At 68.4% G+C, this 20,885-nt stretch carries 12 protein-coding genes; 9 read left to right on the top strand and 3 right to left on the bottom strand.

Annotated features, from left to right (window positions below):
- Positions 1–137: 137 nt before the first annotated feature.
- Entirely contained in the window at positions 138–8,720 is an 8,583-nt protein-coding gene (locus tag ACZ46W_RS04415; RefSeq protein WP_468331097.1) for a golvesin C-terminal-like domain-containing protein, read from the bottom strand.
- A 376-nt stretch (positions 8,721–9,096) separates the two neighbouring features.
- Here ACZ46W_RS04415 and ACZ46W_RS04410 point away from each other — a divergent pair, with 376 nt between their 5' ends.
- On the top strand, positions 9,097–9,516 hold the full coding sequence (locus tag ACZ46W_RS04410; RefSeq protein ID WP_468331094.1) for a hypothetical protein: 420 nt from the start codon (positions 9,097–9,099) through the stop codon (positions 9,514–9,516).
- A gap of 99 nt (positions 9,517–9,615) precedes the next feature.
- On the opposite strand, the gene ACZ46W_RS04405 is transcribed toward ACZ46W_RS04410, so the two are convergent.
- Together ACZ46W_RS04405 and ACZ46W_RS04400 are read right to left on the bottom strand one after the other, a co-directional pair.
- A complete protein-coding gene (locus ACZ46W_RS04405) occupies positions 9,616–11,595 on the bottom strand; it encodes a helix-turn-helix domain-containing protein (protein ID WP_468331091.1) in 1,980 nt (659 codons plus the stop codon).
- A 69-nt stretch (positions 11,596–11,664) separates the two neighbouring features.
- Positions 11,665–12,366 (bottom strand): methyltransferase domain-containing protein, encoded by a 702-nt coding sequence (locus ACZ46W_RS04400; protein WP_468331089.1) that lies wholly within the window; start codon positions 12,364–12,366, stop codon positions 11,665–11,667.
- 327 nt (positions 12,367–12,693) lie between these two features.
- Here ACZ46W_RS04400 and ACZ46W_RS04395 point away from each other — a divergent pair, with 327 nt between their 5' ends.
- The 8 genes from ACZ46W_RS04395 (at position 12,694) to trpS (ending at position 20,880) form a co-directional block, all read left to right on the top strand.
- Positions 12,694–13,374, top strand: coding sequence for an MPN domain-containing protein (locus tag ACZ46W_RS04395; protein ID WP_468331086.1), 681 nt, complete (start codon positions 12,694–12,696; stop codon positions 13,372–13,374).
- Positions 13,375–13,420: 46 nt separating this feature from the next.
- Positions 13,421–13,717 carry a MoaD/ThiS family protein gene (locus tag ACZ46W_RS04390; RefSeq protein WP_468331084.1) on the top strand — a complete coding sequence of 99 codons (297 nt, stop codon included), beginning with the start codon at positions 13,421–13,423 and terminating at the stop codon, positions 13,715–13,717.
- Between the two features lie 8 nt (positions 13,718–13,725).
- Positions 13,726–14,940, top strand: a complete 1,215-nt coding sequence (locus tag ACZ46W_RS04385; RefSeq protein ID WP_468331081.1) for a cytochrome P450 family protein — start codon at positions 13,726–13,728, stop codon at positions 14,938–14,940.
- The gene (locus ACZ46W_RS04380; RefSeq protein ID WP_468331078.1) at positions 14,937–15,890 is read left to right on the top strand and encodes a 2-dehydropantoate 2-reductase; all 954 of its coding nucleotides are present in this window, start codon (positions 14,937–14,939) and stop codon (positions 15,888–15,890) included. Before ACZ46W_RS04385 ends, ACZ46W_RS04380 begins: the two co-directional genes overlap by 4 nt.
- The gene (locus ACZ46W_RS04375) at positions 15,883–16,965 is read left to right on the top strand and encodes a histidinol-phosphate transaminase (RefSeq protein ID WP_468331075.1); all 1,083 of its coding nucleotides are present in this window, start codon (positions 15,883–15,885) and stop codon (positions 16,963–16,965) included. Before ACZ46W_RS04380 ends, ACZ46W_RS04375 begins: the two co-directional genes overlap by 8 nt.
- Positions 16,962–18,833: a RiPP maturation radical SAM C-methyltransferase gene (locus ACZ46W_RS04370; protein WP_468331072.1), complete on the top strand. Its 1,872-nt coding sequence runs from the start codon at positions 16,962–16,964 to the stop codon at positions 18,831–18,833. The genes ACZ46W_RS04375 and ACZ46W_RS04370 overlap by 4 nt, the downstream gene beginning before the upstream one ends.
- Positions 18,830–19,525: a DUF5825 family protein gene (locus tag ACZ46W_RS04365; protein ID WP_468331069.1), complete on the top strand. Its 696-nt coding sequence runs from the start codon at positions 18,830–18,832 to the stop codon at positions 19,523–19,525. Before ACZ46W_RS04370 ends, ACZ46W_RS04365 begins: the two co-directional genes overlap by 4 nt.
- Positions 19,526–19,767: 242 nt before the next feature.
- Positions 19,768–20,880: a tryptophan--tRNA ligase gene (gene trpS / locus ACZ46W_RS04360; RefSeq protein ID WP_468331066.1), complete on the top strand. Its 1,113-nt coding sequence runs from the start codon at positions 19,768–19,770 to the stop codon at positions 20,878–20,880.
- The last annotated feature ends 5 nt before the right edge of the window (positions 20,881–20,885 follow it).

Below are 20,885 nucleotides of genomic sequence, written 5' to 3'. Positions count from 1 at the left end.
ACCCGTCGACAATGACGCAGACGACCACCGGGCCCCTTTTTTTTTCTCTGTTTCTCGCTGCTGTGTCTTGGCCGACCGGGGGGGGGGGAGGGGGGGGGGGGGGGGGCCCCCCCCCCCCCCCCCGCGAGGTTAGACCGTCAGCCGAGCAGTCCGGACAGCATGGACTGGTTGCTCACGATCCGTCCGCCATAGGCCTGGGAATCGGGGTCGGTGGCGTAGAAGCCGGCCCCTCCCTTGTACCAGGCGCCTACATTCCTCAGGTCGCCCGAGGTGAAACTGCCGGCCCCCTTTCCGGGAGCGATCTTGTCTCTACCCACGGACAGATACCTGGCCGACAGGAAGATGTTCTGGACGTTGTCCTGGAGCGAGTTCTTGATCTCGGTCCGCTGGTACGACGTGATGCTGCCCGGGTCGTAGCCGAGCATCTCGGCCGCGAGCTGGATCTGCATACTCACGTTGCCGTAGGACGCCGCGTCGCCGCTGAGAGTCTCACCACCGACGTCCCAGAGCGGCGGGTCTCCCGATACCTCGTTGTACGCCACACCCGCCAGCAGCGTGGCCGGGATGTCGTAGTGGGCCGCTGCCGCCTTGATCGTGTCGGAGTAGGCCGCGACGAAATCGGCCTTGTGCTTGTTCTGGTCCGCCTCCTTGTTACCGGTGATGAGGTCCCAGACGTGGGCGACACTGTCCCAGTTGCTCCAGACGTCGAGGTCCTTCCCCGATCCGTAGGTGCCGGACAGACCCTGGAGCCACTGGTGCTCGGCGGTCATCGACCGGTCCTGGAGGTAGCAGGCGTCCGAGAGGTGGCCGATGCCTCCCACGCAGGAGGCCTCACCGGTGACCATGGTGGAGTCCGCCTCCCGGGTCGGCGAGGCCTCCCTCACCGAGACGTCCCAGCCACCACCGCTGTTCATGGTGCAGGTGTAGCCCGACTCGTTGCACTCGACCGGCCGGTGGCCGTCCAGCTCGATGAAGCTGATCGGGTTGCCGCCGGTGAAGGCGTAGCGGTTGCCGGTGAAGGGATCGATGCCGAGGCCCATGTCGGCGAGGGCGCCGTTGTACATGTCCCGGGTGGTGAAGCGGTTGAGGCCCGGGTTGTAGTCGCGGAAGCCCATGTCGTACGTACCGGACTGGGCGTCCCACCGCTTGGCGTTGAAGCGGTACGGGTTGTACGCCTCCTTCGTCGGGTCGGCGGCGTCGGGCTTGTCGATGCCGGTGAACTCGCTCTTGTCGTCGCCGCCGTACGCGGTGTAGCCGTACGTCGCCTTGGTGTCGCCGTCCTTGGTGGTCAGCGTCTCGACGTCGGTGTGGCTGTTGTAGCCGTAGAAGCCGTCCTCGGTCGTCCCGTCGGTGTTGTGCTTGATCTGGGACAGCCGCTCGCCCCAGGGGCTGTACTGGTACGACTTGGTCAGCTTGCCCGCCACCTCTTCGTCCAGGATCTCGCTGGAGAGACCCAGGTAGGTGAAGTCGGTGGTCTTGCCGTCCGCCGTCTTGGAGGACGTGCGGTCCAGCGGGTCGAAGGTGTACTTCGTCGTCTTCAGCACACCGGCGTCATCCGTCTTCTGGGATTCCACCACGTGGTCGAAGCCGTCGTACACGCTCCGCTCGATGACCTTGCCGCCGCTGGTGACGGACTCCTGGCGGCCGAAGGGGTCGTAGTTGTGCTGTGCCGTGACCCCGGAGGTCGTGGTGGACAGCAGCCGGTTGCGGTCGTAGTCGTACGTCGACGTGATGTCCTTGACCGTCTGGCTGACGACGTTGGCGTTGTCGTCGTGGACGTACGTCTCGGTCGTCGCGCCGTTGCCCGTCTTCACCGACTTGGTGAGCCGGTTCGCCGGGTCGTAGCTGTAGTCCGTGGTGGAGTCGAGGTACGCCGCGTGGTTGTCGGCGTTCATCTTCTTCGCCACGTCCTGCGCCTTGTTGCCGTTGGCGTCGTAGGCGTAGGTGTGCGACGACACCAGGGTGCCGTTGGGCTTCTTCTCGCTCTGGGTCTTCAGGGCGCCGTCGAGGTAGTACGTGTAGTCGACGGTGTTGCCGTTGGCCTTGGTCTCCTTCAGTCGCTGGGCCCGGTCGGTGTAGGTGTACGAGGACACCTTCGGGCTGGTGTCGGTCGCCGACTTGCCGACCGAGACCGTCTTCACCAGCTCGCGCAGGTCGTACGTGTACCTGGAGAACTGGCTGGGGTGGGTGACCGTCTCCGGCTGCCCGTTGGCGTCATAGGTGTAGGAGGTGGACTTCTTCTCCTGACCGGCGAGCGCCTCGGTGACCTTCTGCGGCTGGTTGAGACCGGTGTACGCGATCGTGTACGCGTCGATCTTCGTGCCCGACGAGGTGTCGTCGATCGACACCAGGTTGGCGTTCAGGTCGTACCCGTAGGTGAAGGTCCGCTTCTCGGAGTCGCTGTCGGCCGCGTTGTCGCGGACGAGCTTGACCGCGTCGGCGACGACCGCGCCACCGCTGTTCTGGAAGAGCTGGAGCTTGGCCTTGTTGCCCTGGGTGAGGGTGTAGGTGCCCAGCGGGACCCAGGTGCCGGCCCCGGTGCTCTGGTCCTTGACGACGTCCGACGTGGTGCCGTCGGACTTGGTGACCGTGTACTTGGCGGTCGTGGCCGCCCCGGTCACCCGCGGGTACTTCACATAGGCGGTGTAGCTGCCGTCCTTCGGGATGTTCAGGGTCCAGGTGAAGGAGTCCGTTCCCGCGCCGGCGGCGTGGACCTGGTGGTCGTAGCCCTGCTGGCCGGAAACGCTGCCCTTCGTCCAAGTCCCGGCCGTCGAGGTGTGCTGGGTGTCGGAGTTGTCGACCAGCACCACCGCGCTGCCCACCGGCACACCGTCGTCCGTACGGGACTTCAGCTTTCCGTCGGGGTAGTACGACCAGCCCATCGTGCGGGACGAGGAGCCGCCGGCGGAGGTCAGCGTCCGGGACGTCTGCTGGCCCAGCGCGTTGTAGTCGTACGTGGTGACGATGTCCCACGGGTCGGTGGACGACTTGGTCCAGCCGTTGTCGTAGTACGTGTAGGTGGTGTCGTTGCGTACCGTCTGGCCCTCGGACGGCGGCAGCGACGTCTTGGCCACGCGGCCGAGGTCGTCGTAGACCGTCTCGGTGTAGACGTCGCTCTTGTTGTGGCGGCCGTCGTTCGGGTCGTACGGCTGGAACCGCTTCACCGGGCGGTTGAGCTTGTCGTACTCGGTCCGGATGGCGAAGTCGTCGGCGTTGGCCGTCGCCACCCCACGCGGTGTGATGACCCGGGTGTTGTTGCCCGCCTGGTCGTACTCGAACTTCGTCGTCCGGTACGTGACCGGTGAGGTACCGGAGTGCGGGACCTTGACCTCGGTCCTCAGGCCGCGCTCGTCGTAGGTGATCAGGGTCTCGTTGCCGTCGGCGTCCTTGGCCGCGACGGCGAGGGAGTCCTTGTCGTACCTGGTCGAGCTGGTCTTGCCCGCCGCGTCCGTGACCGCGGTGACCCGGTGGTTCAGGTCGTAGGCGGTCTTGGAGGTGAAGTCGGTGGTGTCGGCGGTCGCGTTCTTCTTCGGGTCGATGAGCGTGACCATGTTGCCGACGTTGTCGTACTCGTACGACACCTTGTCACCGGCGGCGTTGACGACCGACGTCAACTGGTAGATCGCGTCGTAGCTGTTGGTGGTGATGTAGTCGTTGGGGTCCGCCGTGGTGTCGGTTCCCTTCGGCTCGGTGGTCGTCTTGAGGTTTCCGACCTTGTCGTAGGTGTACGTCGACGTCCGGGGACGCTGGGTGTCGGTGTCCTTGGGCGCGGTGGCCGAGACGATCTGGTCCGCCGCGTCGTACACCGCCGTGGAGACCGCGCCGTTCGGCGAGGTCGACGTGGTGATGTTGTTGTTGGCGTCGTACACCGGGGCCGGCGAGGTGATCAGCTCACCCTTCGCCTGGTCCTTCGGCACGGTGTTGACCAGCGGACGGCCGTACGTGTCGTACGTCTGCGTGGTCTTCTTGCCCTGGGTGTTCGTGACCTCGGTGACCTGGCCGCGCTCGTCGTAGACGAAGAAGGTCGACTTCTGCAGCGCGTCGGTGATCGTGTTGGGGTATCCGGTCGGGCCGAAGTCGCCGTTGGTGGTCGCGTTGCCGTTCGGGTCGGTCGCCTTGGTGAGCTGGCCGTGGGCGTCGTACTGGTACGACGTCGTGTAGTCCCCGGCAGTCGGGGTCGCGACGCCCTTGGGGTCGGTGACCGTGGTCAGGTTGCCGTAGGTGTCGTAGCCGAACTGCCAGCCACGGCCCTCGGGCGAGGTCTTCTTCGACAGGTCCGCCGAGAAGCCGTCGAGGCGCTGTGTGTACTCGAACTTCGTCGCGTTGGCGGGGTAGGTGCCCGGTGCGCACTCACTCGGGGCCGGGACACCCGACTTGTTGCTCTCGGCGTCGCGGGACCAGAGCGGGAAGCCCGTCCTCTGGTCGTAGCAGTACGCGGTCTTCGCGCCGTTGGCCTCTTCCAGGTAGGTGACGTTGTTGTCCGCGTCCCAGCTCATCGTGCTGGTCTGGGCCTTGGCGTTGGTGATCCGCACCGGACGGCCGTAGTCGTCCGCCACGTAGTTGGTCACATGGTTCTCGGCGTCGGTGACCTTGGCGTCGGTGAACTTCGGGTTCGTGGCGTTCACCGCGTACGAGAACTTCGTGGTGCCCTGGAGACGGTCGGTGATGGTCTGCGTCCACCAGTGGTACTTCGGGTCGTCGCCCTCCTTCGGGAAGTAGTACGCGAGGCCCGTCGAGTTCTGGCGCGGGTCGGTGACCTTGACCAGCTTGACGTTCTTGTTGCCCTGGACGGCGTCGTACTCGAAGGCGAACACCTTCGGCTGGGACGAGCCCGCGCCGTCGGTGAGCTTCGTCAGCAGCCCCTGGTCCGAGTACTCGAAGGTGAGCTTGCGCCCCGAGATGTCGGTCACCGACTTGACGTGGTCGACGACCTTCGTGGCAGCCTCACCCTTGGCGTAGTACTCCAGCGTCAGCGACTGCCGGCCCGCCGGATCGGTGATGTACTTGAGGAACCGGGCCGGCTTGCCGCCGGACCTCCGCTCCTCGTACGTGTACGTCTGGGTGTTGCCGTTCTTGTCGACCACCGACGTCATGTAGCCGTCGCAGCCGAACAGGAACCGCGTCCCGTCGGGGCGGGTCAGCGTCCACGCGTCCGGGACCGCGTCCTTGTCGGGGGTGCAGTCCAGACCCGGCTTGGCGTCGACCTTGTAGTGGACGCCCGCCGGGGCCTTCCACGATCCGTCGTCCTGCTTGCGGAAGACGTGGGTGGTGCCGTCGCCGTCCGGGAGCTTGATCTCGGTCGGGTGCGGCTTGGGGTGGAACTCCAGCCGCGCGCCGAGCCGGACCGGCCCGGCGAGCTGGCCCGACCAGCCGTGCCCCAGCACCGTGTCGGAGGTGTCCAGCGTGTTGTACGAGAAGCGGGCGAAGGTGCTGAGCCCGCGGCCCGGGTTGGAGAACGCGTTGTACGACCAGACGCCGTTGCCCGCCGCCAGGTTGTTCATGACGGTCGACCCGGCGCCGGTGTTCTTGCCCGTGTAGGAGTAGAACTTCTCCAGGCCGAGCTGGTTGGAGGTCGGGTCCTCCACCGCCACGTTCTGCTTCAGGCCGGGTATGCCGTCCGTGCCCGAAGCCCAGGTCGAGGCCGTCTTGTTGAAGACGTCCCAGGTCAGGACGTAGTCGGTGCGCTTGTTGCCCGAGTCGGAGTTGATCGGGGTCTGGACCTGTGCCTGGAGGGTGACGGAGTCACCGGGCGCCACGTCGCTCGGCAGGGCGGTGTGGATCGGGTTGCCGCCGCCGGTGACGCCGGTGCCGTCCGGCAGGGCCCACTTGTAGGTGAGGACCTGGTCGGTAGCCTTCCACGTCGCGGTCGTGGTGTTGGTGAGGGTGAAGTCCACCGTGTAGGTGGTGTTGGGGGTCATCCGCGCCGGGGTCTGCGGCGCGTAGTACGTCGACTCGGTCGTCGAGTCGATGTACGTGACCACCATCTTCGGGCGGAGCCGCTGCTCCGCGCCCTCGGAGGAGAGGAAGACGGTCCGCTCCTGCGCGGTGGCCTCGTCGGCCATCTTGATGATCACACCCTGCTGGGAGGCGGGCGTGGTCACCCAGCCCTGGGCCAGGGAGGTCACGTTCCAGTCGTGCCGGGCCGGGTCGTTCGTCTTCTGGCCCGTCGTCGCGGCGACGGACGCGCTGAAGTCACCACCGGCCGTCGTCCAGTTGGTGGCGGCGTCGGCCTTCACCCACGTGGCGGTCGCCTCGTCGAAGTCCCGGGTGAGGCCGCGCAGCTCATAGCTCGCGCCGGCCGCGTCCTGGGTCGTCTGGGTGCCCCACAGCCGTACCTTCGCGTCCAGCACCCGGGCCGTCGTCGGGATGCCGAGCGCCGGGAACTTCAGCAGGGTGCGGGTCTTCCCGTACGTCGGCGAATTGTTGCCGACGGTGATCCAGTTCTGCGGTACGCCGTCCTGGATCGTGTCGTGGGGGGTGGTGGACTCGGCCGAGGAGAGGGTGGTGTCCTGCGCGGCTTCGATCACCCGCGTGGTCCGCCCGGCCTTCGGCAGCCGGACCAACTGCGTCGGAGCCGCGGTGACCTGCCCGTCCTTGGTCTTCACCGCGATCATGTAGTAGTACGCCCGGCCGAACGGATCCGGGTCGTCCGCCTTCGTCGGCACCGCCGTGGTGTCCGTGAACGCCGTCGTCCCGGGCGCGACGGGGGAGACCAGCGTGGCCGAGGAGGGCGTGAACGTCTGGTTGATGGAGCGGTGCACCTGGTACTCGACGATGTCGTCGGACGTGGCGGCCGAAGGATCGGCGTACGCCGACCAGCTCAGCTCCGCGCCCGTGTCGTGGATCGTCGTCGGGGCCGCGAGGTCGACACCGGGGCGCCCGTAGGTCAGCACCAGCCGGGGGTAGTTGACGGTCTCACCGCCGTACCCGAACTCGCTGCCCTCGTAGCGCGGGCCGCCCTTGGGGCCGTTGGCCGACTCGTCGCCGGCCTTGACCACGAAGCCGTGGTTGGTGTTCGTACCGTCCACCCACGACTGCACGGTCTTGGTCACCGGGAAGGTGTGCCAGGTGTTCAGCTCGCCGGGCTTCTTGGTGACCACACCGCCCTTGGTGAGCCGGACCGCGTCGGCGATCACCGATGTGGTTGTGGAGGCGGGGCCGTCACCGAGGACGACCTTGCCGAGGGTGCCCGCCTTGAAGGGGTGGGTGCCCAGTGTCTTCCACACGCCCGCCGAGCCGGCCTGCTGGTTGACGGTGTAGGTCTTGCTGCCGCCGTTGTAGGTGACGGTGTAGGGGGCGCTGGTGGCACGGTCCGAGGCGGGGACGTAGTGCGCCTCGACCTGGTAGTCGCCGTCCTCGGGGAGGCTGGGCTGCCAGGTGTACGTGTCACCCGCGACCGAGTCCTTGTTGTACAGGTAGTCCTTGTTGACCGCGTACTGCGTGTACGTCGTGTTCCCGGAGGCGGGCCAGGCGCCCTTGGCGGCCGTGGTGCCCGTGTCGCCGTCGTCGACGAGGACGGAGGTACCGGACAGCTCACCGGTGAGGGCGCCGGCACTGTTCCACGTCGCCGACGACTCCGACCACTCGCCGGTGGCGCGGTGCGCCTCCAGCCGCACCTCGGAGTCTCCCGTGGTGTGCGTCTGGTCGAAGTAGAGCTTCAGGTCGGCGGAGTCCAGTTTGGTGCCGGCCGGGACGCCGCTCAGCGGGAACTTCAGCAGCGCCCGCGAGGCGCCGGTGCTGGTGTTGCCGACCGACAGCCGCCAGTTCTGGTCGTAGTTCGACGCCGGGCCGTCGGAGGAGATCATGACGTCCTGCGCCGTGGTCGGCGTCGGTGCGATCGCGATCGTCGGGTCGATGGTGACGGGGTACTGCCGCTCCTTGGCGGCCAGCCACTTCGCGTCCGGGGTGACGCGCAGTTTCCAGCCCTTGCCGTGGCGGACGAGCTTCTGCTCGACGGCGGTGCTGTAGGCGGTCCCGTACGGTGATTCCGCGTCCTTCTTCGCATCGGCCATGAACGCGGCCGGGATCACCAGCGCCGGGTCCTTGCCCTCGCCGTAGAAGCGGACCGAGCCGTCCTCGCCGGCCTTCGGCGTGAGGCCGCCGGTGTCGAGGGTGAAGGTGAAGGTCACCGGGCCGGCGGGTCGCTGGGCCAGGACGATGTTCTCCTTCACCCGCCCGGGACCCACCTCGTAGGAGAGGTCCGCGCCGGGTACGGCGTCCTTGTACGTGACGGTGTTGCCCTTGGCCGTCGGCGTGAGCTTCCCGGCGCCCTCCAGGCCCAGGGTGACCGCGTGACCGTCCGCGCTCTCGAACCGCAGCAGTTGCCGCGCGTCGGTACCGAACCAGCTCCGCGCGACGTTGGTGGTGTTGGCGAAAGCGAAGCCGGCGCGGTCGGTGGGCGCGATCGCCGGATCGAGGTCCTTCCAGGACTTCCCGGCCCGGTAGGCGGTCGGCACCGCCGAAACCTCGGCCTGCACACGGCCGTCGGAGAGCTGCCAGTACCGGGCGTTCGCGGTGCGCTGCCCGGTCAGCTCCTTGACGCGCTTCGCCTTCGCGGCCGCCTTGCCCGTCGGCAGTTTCTCGCGGCTCGGCAGTGTCGGCGTCCCGCCCGTGCTCGACTCGCCGGGCCCGGACTCCTCTCCGTCGTCCGAGAACCAGCCCGCGAAGGCGTCGACGATTCCCTCGTCGTCCCCCTCTGAAACGGGGGCGGCGTGGGCCATATGTGGCAGCATCGTGCTCGCCAACGCGGCCACCGCGAGGCAGGAGACGAATCTCCCGTATCTCACTTTCAAGCCAATCCCTTTCCTCGGCCCCCATTCCCGCGCAAGGAACAAGGGCACACAGATCTGGCCGGACGGGGAATTCCCGACCGGCCGTGCGTCTCTCACCACCCGCAGGTCAGACGGCCCCTGCCGGCAGCGGGCGGATTATCAAGCACAGAGATGACGCCCCGTCAAACACGACGACATTTCGGACCGTCGGCACGTGTCAACAGGGGGTATTTGGACCCCATTGATCCGCTCACTCGCCAGGCCGCGCAACCAGGGTGTATAACCGCCCGGTTCCGCAGTTCCGCGCATTCACGGGAGGACCCCCATGGCCGATTCCAAGGGACTTGACAGGAAGGGCGTCGCGATAGGCGCCGTGCTGCTCGCCGCCTGTGGCGGGCTGGTCGGCTATGGCGTACTCGACACGGAGGAGAAGAAGCCCGCCCCGCGCGCGGTGCCGAGCGCCGAGGTGCGGTACGAGGTGCTGGGCGAGGGCACCGCCGACATCACGTACTTCGGGACGAGCGGAAGCAGCAAGGCGGACGTGGCCAGGAACGCCCGGCTGCCCTGGACGAAGACGGTGAGCGTGCCCATCGGCAAGTCGCCGATCATCAGCATCACCCTCGGCGAGAAGGGCGGCCGGGCGAGCTGCACCCTCGCCATCCGCGGCAAGCAGGTCCAGCGCGCCACCGCCTCGGGCGAGTTCGGCCGCGCGACGTGCAGTGCCGAACTGCCCGCGTCCTCCTGACCCGGCGTCACCGGCAGTGCAGCGTCCAGCGGTACGCGTACGGGGCGCGGCCCGTCTCCGTCCGGGCCGGTCGGCCGCGACCGGGCGGCTCGGGGCTCGTCAGTCCTGGCGTCCGGTGCCCTGGCGCCGGATCAGCATCTGCTTGGTCTGCTGCAACTGGAGGGCGAGCTGTATCTCCAGTGCCCGGCGGGGCTGCTGCCAGTCCGGGCCCAGGAGTTCCGTCACGCGGCCGAGGCGGCGGAACACGCTGTTGGCGTGCAGGTGCAGCGCACTGGCCGCCCGGCTCGGGCTGCCGCCCGCCTCGAAGTACGCCGCCAGCGTCGCGGTGAGCTCGGTGCCCCGTTCGGAGTCGTACGCCAGGACGGGGCCGATCGTCGAGGACACGAAGCCCTCGACGTTGGTGCTGTCGGCGAGAAGAAGCCCCAGGAACCCCAGGTCCTCGGTCGCCGCCGCACCTCCTGGGCCCCGGAGGGCCGTGATGGCCTCCAGGCAGCGCAGCGCCTCGTCGTACAGTTCGGCGGCGGCCGAGATGCCGGCCGCGGGCCCCGCCGCCCCCACCGACACCGGCCGGGGAACCAGGGGCGACAGCTCGCCGGACACGGAGCGTGCCATCGCGGAGGCGTCCGCGCCCGGCAGCAGCAGCACGATGCAGCCGTCGTGAACGGTGTTCAGACCCGCCATCCGGTAGGCGTAGGAGGACGCCCAGACGGCGGCGCGGCCGAGGTCCCCTTCCGGCCGGGCCACGACCACCACGTACTCGCCGGCCGGTTCGAGGCCGAGCCGTCCGGCCCGTGCCTGCAATGGGCGGGCCGCGTTCGCCGGGGTGGTGAGCAGGGCGTCCAGCAGTTCGCTCCGGACGGCGCCCTCCGCCGCGGTGGTGTCGCGCTGGAGGACCAGCGAGATGCCGACGGCTTGCGCGGCGGCCGTCAGCAGGCCCCGGTCCACCGCCGACCGGCGATCCGGATCGGACAGCACCAGCAGGCCAAGGTTCTCTCCGCCGGCGCTGATCGCGGCGGCCCAGTGACCGTCGCCGAGCGCGACGGGCTCCCCCGTGGCGTGCGCGTCGATCGACGCCTGGGCGAGCGAGGCCTCGTCCCCGTCCGATGCCCCATCCGGAGCGACGAGCCATCGGCCGACGTCGTCCCGCACCGAGACGGTTCCTCCCAGGATCGTTCCCGCGGCCTCCGCGAGCGCCTGGGGGTCCTCTCCCTTCAACGCGGCGCCGGTGAGCCGGGTCATGACCTCCTCCCAGGCAGCCGACCGGGAGAGGCGGGAGCGCAGGGAGGCCTGCTCGCGGAGGAGTTCCCGGGTTTCGTTCCGGGTCCGTTCCAGGCGCCTGACGCCTTCGATCGCCACGCCCGCGAGCTCCGCGAGGGAGCGGAACAGGCCCACCTCGTCGGGATGGAAGTGACGGATCTTCCGCTCGGCCCCGTAAAGGGCTCCGAACCGGTCGTCCCCGGGACCGAGCGGGACGGCGATGATCGCCTGTAGTCCCTCGGCCCGGACCACCTCGTCGACGTGCTCGGAGTGCTGAATGCGCTGGTCCCCGAGGTAGTCAGGGGTCCAGAACGGCGCCGTACGGTCATGTACGAGCGCCCCGAGGCCGTGGCCGACGGGCACCGCCAATCCCACGTTCATGGCGGTGGTCTCGCCCACGGACGTGTGCACGCACCAGCCCGCGTCGCCGGTGGGCGCGGTGATGTAGGCGAGGTCCAGGCCGAGCAGGCGGCGCGCCTGGACCGCGATGGACCGGGAGAGCTGATCCAGGTCGGTGGCCGCCATGAATTCCGTCGCCGAGTCGATCAGCGCCACGACGCCGGCCTCGCGGCGCCGTGCGTGTACGGCGGACTCCCGTATGCCACGGGCCATGGCCACAGCCTGTGCGAGCCGGTCGTGGTCGCGAGCGCTCAGCCCGTGCTGGTGGGACTGGTGCAGCAGCTCGTCGAAACGGTGGAGCGGCGCCTCCTCCGCGAGCAGTCGGACGACGTCGAGGGTGAGGTCGTCCGCACCTGTGTCGTCCGACTCCACACCAACCCCCGCCGCTCCCAGGTGGTCCACGCACCAGCCAGTGGTGACCATAGGATCTTCGTCCTGCCTGGTCAAACGCCTTTGACCAGCGCGACGATCGGGATGAGCGCTGACAAGGTGTCAGGCGGCGATGATCTCGAAGAGGATGTGTTCCACGGTCTCCGGCCCCTCTTCGACCTTGCGGCTGGCGGCCACCCTCAGCTTCCGGCCGCACTCGCCGGCGATCCTGGTCAGGGTCTCGAGATCGCCCCGATCGCTGAAGTGAAGGAGGGCCCTGCCTGCCGGAGTGAGCCGTTCCGTGGCCGCCGACAGGTATCCGTGGTGCGCCCGGTAGCCGGGATCCACATAGGCACGGTCGTGCAGGGTCGCGTACCGGTGGTCGGCGGGGGCGAGCACGAAGTTCGAGTGCCAGTACACGACGTCGAACCTCTCCTCCGCCGGCAGGCCCGCGAAGAGGTCGCTGTGCACGGTGCGCACCCGGTCCGCCACTCCGTGCCGCCCGGCGTTGATCGCGGTGTTGCGCACGGCGTGCGGATTGATGTCCGCCGCGACCACCCGCTCGCATCCCGCGAGGGCGGCGGACACGGCGATCACGCCGGTTCCGCAGCCGATCTCCAGGAAGGAGCCGCTCCCGTGGAAGTCCGCGGGGAAGCCCAGCAACTCCATCGCCGCCTCGGTGGACGGCGAGAACGGCGGGGCGAACACCTCGTCCAGCAGGTCCCACTCACGTCCATGGAGCGGGAAGGTCCGGGGGCGGTCGTGCCGCGTCATCGACCGGCGGCTGCGCGCCAGTGACCGTTCGTAATCCCGGATGTCCGCCATCGCCCCTCCTCAACCGCCGCCTCCCCGCTGCCGAGCAGGGCTCTGGGAGAGCCTGCCGCAACGGGCGGCCCCGCCCACAGGTGACCCGGTGACCGCCTCCCGGCTCCGCGGCGGTGCCCGGAGCACACCCGCGCCCACCCCTCGTCACCCGTGACCGGCGTCCGGCCACGCCATGGCCGACCGCCGCCGGCCGGCCGCACGTGGCGTGCCACCACCGCGCAGGCCGAAAAGGGTGGCCGACGTACCTCGTGCGGCCCGGGGTGGCGGTTGCAGTCTTTCGCCGTGGTTTCCACGAGGACATCGGAGGAGCGAGTGCACAGGCAGGTCATGGAGAACGCTCAGCACGAGACCCCCGCTCTTCCGGCGATCGTCCGCCTCGAATCCGAACCCGCCAGGCGTTTCATCCGCGATGCCGTGCGGCAGTACCAGAAATGCCTGGACAGCCGTAACGGAGACGGGGTTCCCACCCACCTGCCGCGCGCCTCGGCCCTCTTGTTCGGGCAGACGGACGGCGCCGAGACGACGATCAGTGACATCGAATTCGTGACGAACGTCCGCGACAGCGACCGGAGTGTCATGGCCGAATTCGAGAAGACGATCGCCCCCCGGTTCGGTGAGGTGTACAGGAACCCGGGACGGGGGTTCTGGTGCGACGAGAAGAGCGTACTGCGGGCCGTCAAGAAGCAGTCCGCCAAGGGTCTGGAGCTCATGGGCTCCATCCATTCGCATCCGAACTGGCATGAAATCGGCCCGCCGCACGAGCGCTACCAGGAACTCAGCGAGAACCCGACCAGGATGGACGAGTACCTCTTCCGCCAGTCCTGCTGGCCGGTGAACGTGATCTGGTACATCCGCGGTGGCGTCGGCGATGGCGGCATGGCGCACCGGGTAGCGGGCTGGAGGCCCGGTGCGGGCCGGTGCGAAAGCCTTGACATAAGGATTCCGCAGGCGATCCACGACGAATTCGATGTGGAATCGCCGGTCCGGCGACAGACGATCCAGCGATAGGTGCGGCAGGAAAGCAAGCCAAGGGCCTACCCAAGGGACATGAGATATGAGCGATGTCACCATCAAACTCCCCGCAGCCTTCCATGTGCTGACCGGCGGGCAGCGGCAGGTTCCCATCGAGGGCGGCACCGTCCGGGAGGTGCTCGTCGGTCTTGACCGCGCCTGTCCCGGTGTACTCGAGCGGCTCATGGACCCGGAGGGGTCGGTGAAGCGCTACGTCAATGTCTACCGGAACGACAGCGACATCAGGGATCTCGATGGACTCGAAACGAAATTGGAGAACGAGGATGTCGTGTGGATAGTGCCAGCGGTGGCGGGTGGCAGCGGAACGGTACGAGCCTAGGAGCCGGGATGTCGGACATTCTCCCCTCGGAGTTCTTCACCCATCCCGGGCCGTCCCCGCACGCGGCGACCGCGGAACTCAGGGCCAAGTGCCCGGTCCACCGGATCGACGTCCCCCCGGGCGCCCAGGCGTACGCGGTCCTCGGACACGAGGTCGTCGAGCAGGCGTTCGGCGACTCGCGCCTGACCAAGCAGGTCGAGAACCTGCCCGCCCCCTACCGGGACAAGGCCGCCGACAACAGCCTTCTCGTGGTCGGCAACCTGGGGTTCGCCGACCCGCCCAAGCACACCCGGCTGAAGCAGCCCATCAGCCCGGCCTTCCGGCCGGCGACCGTCGCCCGGCTCCGCCCACGCATCCAGGACATCGTCGACGACCTCATCGACGCCTTCCCGGAATCCGGCGAGATCGACCTGCTGAGCGCGTTCGCCCTGCCGCTGCCGCTCATCACCATCTGCGAATACCTCGGGATACCGGTCGAGGACAGGCCCCTGTTCCAGGAGTGGAGTTACGTCCTCAGCCAAGATCCGTTGCAGCACCCCGAGGCGGACCTGAAGAGGGCGAGCGGAGAGTTCCGGGACTACTTCACCGAACTGGTGGCCAAGCGCCGCACCGACCTGCGCAACGACCTGCTGAGCGAGCTCATCAGAGCCAGGGACGCGGACGTCCTCAGCGAGGACGAGCTCATGTCGACGATCCTCCTGCTGATCATCGCCGGTCACAAGACGGTCGCCAACATGATTGGGAACGGGTCGGCGCTGCTGCTCCGCCATCCCGAGCAGCTCGCCATGCTGCGCAGCAGCCCCGAGCTGATTCCCTCGGCGATCGAGGAGATCCTCCGCTACGAGGGCTCGGCCGCCTGGGCCTCGCTGCGCGTGGCGGCGGAGGACATGCGGCTCGGTGGGGTGGACATACCCAAGGGGAGCTTCGTCCACCTGTCGCTGTCCGGCGCGGGGCACGATCCCGACGTCCACGACGACCCCGAACGCTTCGACATCACCCGGTCGCCGAACCGCCACCTGTCCTTCGGCCACGGCGCGCACTTCTGCATCGGCGCTCCACTGGCGAGGCTCCAGGGCGAGATCGCGTTCACCACGCTGCTGCGCCGACTGCCGCGCTTCGAGCTCGCAGTGGCTCCGGAGGAAGTCGCCTGGATCGCCGACAGCTCGCTCAGCCGGGGCCTGGAGGCCCTTCCGCTACGACTGTGGGGACGGTTGCCGCGATGACCGGGAAGACGAACGGCCCGAGCATCGCCGTGGTGGGAGCCGGCGGGGTCGGCGGCTGCATCGGCGGCCGGCTCGCCGCGGCCGGACATGACGTGCGGTTCCTGGCGCGCGGAGACAACCTCGCCGCGCTCGGCCGGAAGGGACTGCGCGTCACCCACGGTTCAAGCGATTGGTCGGTGCCGGACCTGTGGGCGTCCGACGACCCGCACGAGATCGGCGAGGTCGACTACGTACTGCTCTGCGTCAAGACGTCACAGTTGCCGGCGGCCGCCGACGCACTGGGGCCGATGGTCGGCCGGAGCACCGCCGTGCTCACCGTGCAGAACGGGGTGGAGGCCCCCGAGCAGGTCGCGGCCGTGGTCGGCCGCGACCGGGTGCTCCCCGGCCTGGTCAGGGTCGTCGCCACGCTGGTCGGCCCCGGCGAGGTGCGGCACGTGGGCGGTCCCGCCGCACTGGGCTTCGCCGAGTGGGACGGCAGCGTGTCCGACCGGGTGGCGCGGCTGCGGGAGGTGCTCCGTGACGCCTCCCTGACAGCGATGGAGCCGCGCGACATCTGGGCCGACCTCTGGGCGAAGTTCCTGCTGGTGGTGCCGATCGGCAGCCTCGGGGCCGCCACCGGTGGGGCGACCATCGGTGAACTGCGGTCGCGCGGCGGCACCCGGCGGATGCTGATCGCCGGGATGCGGGAGATCCACGAGACCGGCATCGCGCTCGGGATCGAACTGCCGGGTGACGCCGTGGACACAGCGATCGGGATCATGGACCACCAGCAGCCCGACGTGACCTCCTCGCTGCAACGGGACATCCTGGCGGGAAGGCCGTCGGAACTCGAAGCATGGACCGGAGCCGCGGTCCGCCTCGCCGGCCGCGCGGGCCGGACCGCCCCGGTTCACGAAATGCTCTACGAGTTGCTCGCCACGCGCGTATCGCGGACGGCGACGAATGAGTGAAGCCCGCAGCACCCTGAAGGAGGTGAGGGCCTACCGGGAGGAGGAGCCGTCGCGCGCCGAATCCGGCTCGCGCATCACCTTCGACCTGTCCAGCAACGAGCTGGTTCTCCCCCCGCTGCCCACCGTGCTCGCCGGTATCGCGGAAGGCCTGCCGCTGCTCGCTCGGTACCCTGACCCCACAGCACGGGACCTGACCGGCGAGATCGCCAGGCACGTGTGCCTCTCCGACGACGAGGTCGCCGTCGGCCCCGGGAGCGCGGGCGTGCTCCAGCAGATCCTGCTCGCACTGTGCGGCAAGGGTGACGAAGTCGTCTACGCCTGGCCGGGATTCGACGCGTATCCGCTGCTGGTCGCCATCTCAGGTGCCACCGGCGTCCGTGTGCCGCTGACCGTGTTGGGAGACCACGACCTCGATGAGATGCGCACCAGGGTGAGTGCGCGGACCAGGGTGGTGCTCCTGTGCTCCCCGCACAATCCGACCGGAACCGTCATCGATCACGGTGAGTTGCACGGTTTCCTGCGTTCCCTGCCGGACCATGTGGTCACGGTTCTCGACGAGGCGTACGTGGAGTTCGACCGGGGCGGCAATCCTCCGGGCATGCCCGGGGTGCTGCGCGAACACGGCAACACCGTGGTGCTGCGCACCTTCTCCAAGGCGTACGGGCTGGCCGGCCTGCGGGTCGGTTACGCGGCCGGGCCACGGCAGGTCATCGCCACCGTCCGTAAAACGGCGATTCCTTTCGGAGTGACGCGTTTCGCGGAGCGAGCCGCCATGCTCTCCCTGCGCGGGGAGGGCGAATTGCGCGAACGTCTGACGGCAGTGGCCGCGGCGCGCGAGGAACTGACCGCGGGGCTGAGGGAACTGGGATTTCCCGTCCTGCCATCCCGAGCCAACTTCGTCTGGCTGCCGCTCGCCTCGGCCGCCGAGTCCTTCGCCCGTGCGGCGGCTGCCGCGGGGGTCAAGGTCCGGTGCTGTCCGGGCCACGGCGTACGGATCTCCGTGGGCGAGGCGGAGGCGCACCGGATGCTGCTGACAGCGCTCGGCCGGAGAAATTCAAGGGTAGGTATTCTGTGAAAATCCTGATGATCGCCATGCCGTGGCAAGGGCTCGACACACCGTCCAGCGCACTGGGAATCCTGGGGCCGTGCGTCCGTAAGAACGCCGCCGGCTGGACCGTCGACGAGCTGTACGCCAACCTCCGGTGGGCCGAATGCCTGATGCGTGAGAGCGACGGCTCCATCACCTGCGAGGATTACGGGAACGTCGCGGACCAGGTCTTCCACGGCGTGGGCGACTGGGTGTTCACCCCGGCGCTGTACGACGTCGACAGCTATCAGGTCGAGGAGTACGCGAAGTTCCTGGAGCAGCGGGACATGGACCCGACGCTCCCCGTTGAGATGCAGAAGTACGCCCGGGGGTTCATCCGGGATCTCGCGGCCGAGATCGCCGCCGACCCGCCCGACGTGGTCGGGTTCACGAGCACCTTCATGCAGAACGTGCCCTCGCTCGCCTTGGCCAGGGAGCTGAAGAAACTCGCACCGGGCATCCTCACCGTCATGGGCGGCAGCAACTGCGACGGAGCACAAGGGCCCGCCCTGCACCGGAATTTCGAGCAGCTCGACTTCGTGATCAGCGGTGAGGGCGAACGCGCACTGCCCGCGTTGCTCAACCGCATCACCAAGGGCGAGAGCCTGGCCGACGTTCCGGGGCTGAGCTGGCGGGGGGACGACGGTGGGACGGTGGTCAATCCACCGGCCAAGGCGGCCCTGCCCTTCGCCATGGTGCCCCCACCCACGTACGACAGCTACTTCCGGGCACTCGAAGAGTCACCCGTCCGGCACCACGTCCGTCCGATGCTGGTGCTGGAGACCTCCCGCGGCTGCTGGTGGGGCGAAGCGCACCAGTGCACGTTCTGCGGCCTGAACGGCTCGAACATCGACTTCCGGAGCAAGGCCCCCGAGCGCATCGCCCAGGAGGTCCGGGAGCTGGCCGAGCGGTACCAGGTCCTCGACCTGGTGATGGTGGACAACATACTCGACATGAAGTATCTCAATACCGCCATGCCCGAGATAGCCTCCCTCGACTGCGATCTGAGAATCCACTACGAGATCAAGTCCAATATGAACCGGGAGCAGTTGAGCACGCTCAAGAAGGCGAACGTCCTCTTCGTGCAGCCCGGCATCGAAAGCCTGAGCAGCCACGTGCTGCGTCTCATGGACAAGGGCGTCAGCGCCGCGCACAACGTGCGGATGCTGAGGGACGGGCAGGATCTCGGGCTCAACGTGACATGGAGCATCCTCTACGGCTTCCCCGGTGAGACCGAGGACGATTACCGCGGGCTGCTCAAGAAGGTGGCCGCACTCGAACACCTGGAGCCGCCCAGCGGGGCCTGGCGCATAGCCCTGGAGCGATTCAGCCCCTACTTCGAGGACCCCGCCCAGGGGTTCATGTTCCGCCGCCCGTCGGAAATATATGACTTCATCTACCAGGTCCCCCGCGACGAGCTGTACGACATGGTGTTCTTCTTCGACACCAGCGTCCAGGGAATCGCGGGCCCCATCGAGGACGAGGTGAAGCAGGCGTGCGAGGCGTGGGCCAAGGCATACCCGCAGAGCACCCTCACCTACTGGACCGATGACCGGGGCCGGGTCACCATCGAGGATCGCCGCGCCAGTTGGCCCCAGGAAGTGATCGAACTGGACGACGTCCAGAGCAATGTGTACCTCGGCATGTTCCAGTGCGCCGCCCGCGAGGGCATACGCCGGCGGCTCGCCGACGGCGGTCACGTCGTCGGGGAAGGGGAGATCGAGGAGATGCTCCGCTACTTCGTCGATCGTGGCCTGGCGTTCGAGGACGAGGGGCGCTACGTCAGCGTCGCCCTTGAGACCGACCCGTACCGCCGGAAGCTGGCCGGCGGCAAGGAGGTGGCGGCTTCGCTATGACGGCGCTGATGGACATCGATGAGCTCAGGGCCCGGGAGTCGGACGAGGGACGGCCGGCCGTCGGCCGGCCCGCGACGCTGACCCTCGGATCCGACTGGGCCGACCTTCCGGTCGCCACCGAGCTGGCGGCGCTCCTGCTCCGGGTGCCGGTCGCCGGGGTGCGGCTGCCGGAGCCCGCCGACTTCTCGGCGCTCCCCGACCACACGATCGTGCGGATCATCGCGTTGCTCCGCGAATGTTCCTCGATCGGCGCCCGGGTCATCTGGTCCCTGGTCCTGGGCGCGGAACAGCACCACCTGATCCGGCAGCTCGATCACCTTCCCGCCCCGGACACGTCCGTCGGGGAGTGGCGATCCTCCAGCAGTTTCGGCCTCCTGTATTTCCGCAAGGGTCCGACATTCCTGTCCGTGGTCGATCAGCGCCCCGAACACAGCAGGCGCCTCATCGTGGACGATCCCGCCACGATGGAGGTATTCGCTCAGGCACTGGACGGATGCGCGTGGGCCGACGCGACCCGGACCCCGCAATACGCCGCCGCCGCGCGTGACCTGGTGGGCAAGGGGCTGCTCCTGCGCGTCGGGGACCATTGCGTGACTCTCCCCGTGCACATGCGTTCCTGGCCCATCGGAACCGTCCTCCTGGGGGGAACCCTGGCCTCGGCCGGAAAGAAATCGGACGACGCGAACGGATAGTTCGCACGTGAGTCTCATTCTTGCTCCCGTGTCACATCCCGCGCGGGTAAATCCTCACGGCTGTGGCAGCGGAGGCTTATGATGGGTGCATGCAGCATTCGTCATGTCTGAGCTGGTGGCGCTCCTCGTAGGAGCGGCCACCTCTCATGCTTGACCGGGCCGTTCGGATGGACGGCCCGTTCGCGTCCCCTGGACCAGGGCTCGTGCCATCTGGCGGCGAGACCGACGTACCAGGAGATCGTATGAACACCACCCTCCGGACGGTGGCCACCGATGCCACTGCCTCCGATTCCCCCGCCGACGCGCTCGGGACGTCTGCGGCGCAGGCCCGCAGTGCGGTGCTGGAAGAGCTGATCCTCAAGAACCCCGGGCAGTTCCGTGTGCTGACGGGCGACCGCCCCACCGGCCGCCTGCACCTGGGGCACTACTTCGGAACGCTGCACAACCGAGTGCGTCTTCAGGACCTCGGTGTGGAGTTGCTGGTGCTGGTCGCGGACTACCAGGTCCTGACCGACCGCGATGTCGCGGACAACCTGACCGAGTGTGTGGAGGAGCTGGTGCTGGACTACCTCGCCATCGGCGTGGACCCGGCACGCAGCACGATCTTCACGCACAGCGCCGTCCCCGCGCTCAACCAGCTCATGCTGCCCTTCCTCAGCCTCGTCTCCGTCGCCGAGCTGAACCGCAACCCCACGGTCAAGGACGAGATCACCCACTCGCGTCAGTCCTCCGTCAGCGGCCTGATGTTCACCTACCCCGTCCACCAAGCCGCCGACATCCTCTTCTGCAAGGCCAACCTGGTCCCGGTCGGCCAGGACCAGCTCCCTCACCTCGAAGTCACCCGCACCATCGCCCGCCGGTTCAACGACCGCTACGGCAACGGGACCACCGTCTTCCCGCAGCCCGACGCCCTGCTGTCCAGCGCGCCGCTCCTGCTCGGCACGGACGGCACCAAGATGAGCAAGAGCCGGGGCAACGCCATCGCCCTGGCCGCCGACGCCGACGAGACCGCCCGACTGCTCAAGGGCGCCAAGACCGACTCCGAGCGGCACATCACCTACGACCCGGCCACTCGCCCCGAGGTGTCCTCCCTCCTCCTGCTGGCAGCCCTCTGCCAGAACCGGACCCCCCAGCAGGTGGCCGAGGACATCGGCTCCGCGGGAGCCGCCGCGTTGAAGAAGACCGTGACCGAGTCGGTCAACGAGTACCTGGCCCCCATCAGGGCACGCCGCACCGAGTACGCGCGGGACCGCACCTACCTCCGCCGGACCCTCCACGAAGGCAACGAGCACGCCAGGGCCGTGGCCGATGCCACCCTCGCCGAGGTGCGTGCCGCCATGAACAGCCGGTACTGAAGGGC

The organism is Streptomyces sp. NPDC031064, from assembly GCF_055570965.1.
This window is presented reverse-complemented; position numbering and strand designations above follow the sequence as displayed.

Excerpts from the sequence above, each read along its gene's own strand:
- ACZ46W_RS04365 (WP_468331069.1), top strand. The coding sequence starts at position 18,830 with ATGACGGCGCTGATGGACATCGATGAGCTCAGGGCCCGGGAGTCGGAC.
- ACZ46W_RS04380 (WP_468331078.1), top strand. The coding sequence starts at position 14,937 with ATGACCGGGAAGACGAACGGCCCGAGCATCGCCGTGGTGGGAGCCGGC.
- ACZ46W_RS04375 (WP_468331075.1), top strand. The coding sequence starts at position 15,883 with ATGAGTGAAGCCCGCAGCACCCTGAAGGAGGTGAGGGCCTACCGGGAG.
- ACZ46W_RS04415 (WP_468331097.1), bottom strand. The coding sequence starts at position 8,720 with ATGGCCCACGCCGCCCCCGTTTCAGAGGGGGACGACGAGGGAATCGTC.
- ACZ46W_RS04410 (WP_468331094.1), top strand. The coding sequence starts at position 9,097 with ATGGCCGATTCCAAGGGACTTGACAGGAAGGGCGTCGCGATAGGCGCC.
- ACZ46W_RS04385 (WP_468331081.1), top strand. The coding sequence starts at position 13,726 with ATGTCGGACATTCTCCCCTCGGAGTTCTTCACCCATCCCGGGCCGTCC.
- ACZ46W_RS04405 (WP_468331091.1), bottom strand. The coding sequence starts at position 11,595 with ATGGTCACCACTGGCTGGTGCGTGGACCACCTGGGAGCGGCGGGGGTT.
- ACZ46W_RS04395 (WP_468331086.1), top strand. The coding sequence starts at position 12,694 with ATGGAGAACGCTCAGCACGAGACCCCCGCTCTTCCGGCGATCGTCCGC.
- ACZ46W_RS04390 (WP_468331084.1), top strand. The coding sequence starts at position 13,421 with ATGAGCGATGTCACCATCAAACTCCCCGCAGCCTTCCATGTGCTGACC.
- trpS (WP_468331066.1), top strand. The coding sequence starts at position 19,768 with ATGAACACCACCCTCCGGACGGTGGCCACCGATGCCACTGCCTCCGAT.
- ACZ46W_RS04400 (WP_468331089.1), bottom strand. The coding sequence starts at position 12,366 with ATGGCGGACATCCGGGATTACGAACGGTCACTGGCGCGCAGCCGCCGG.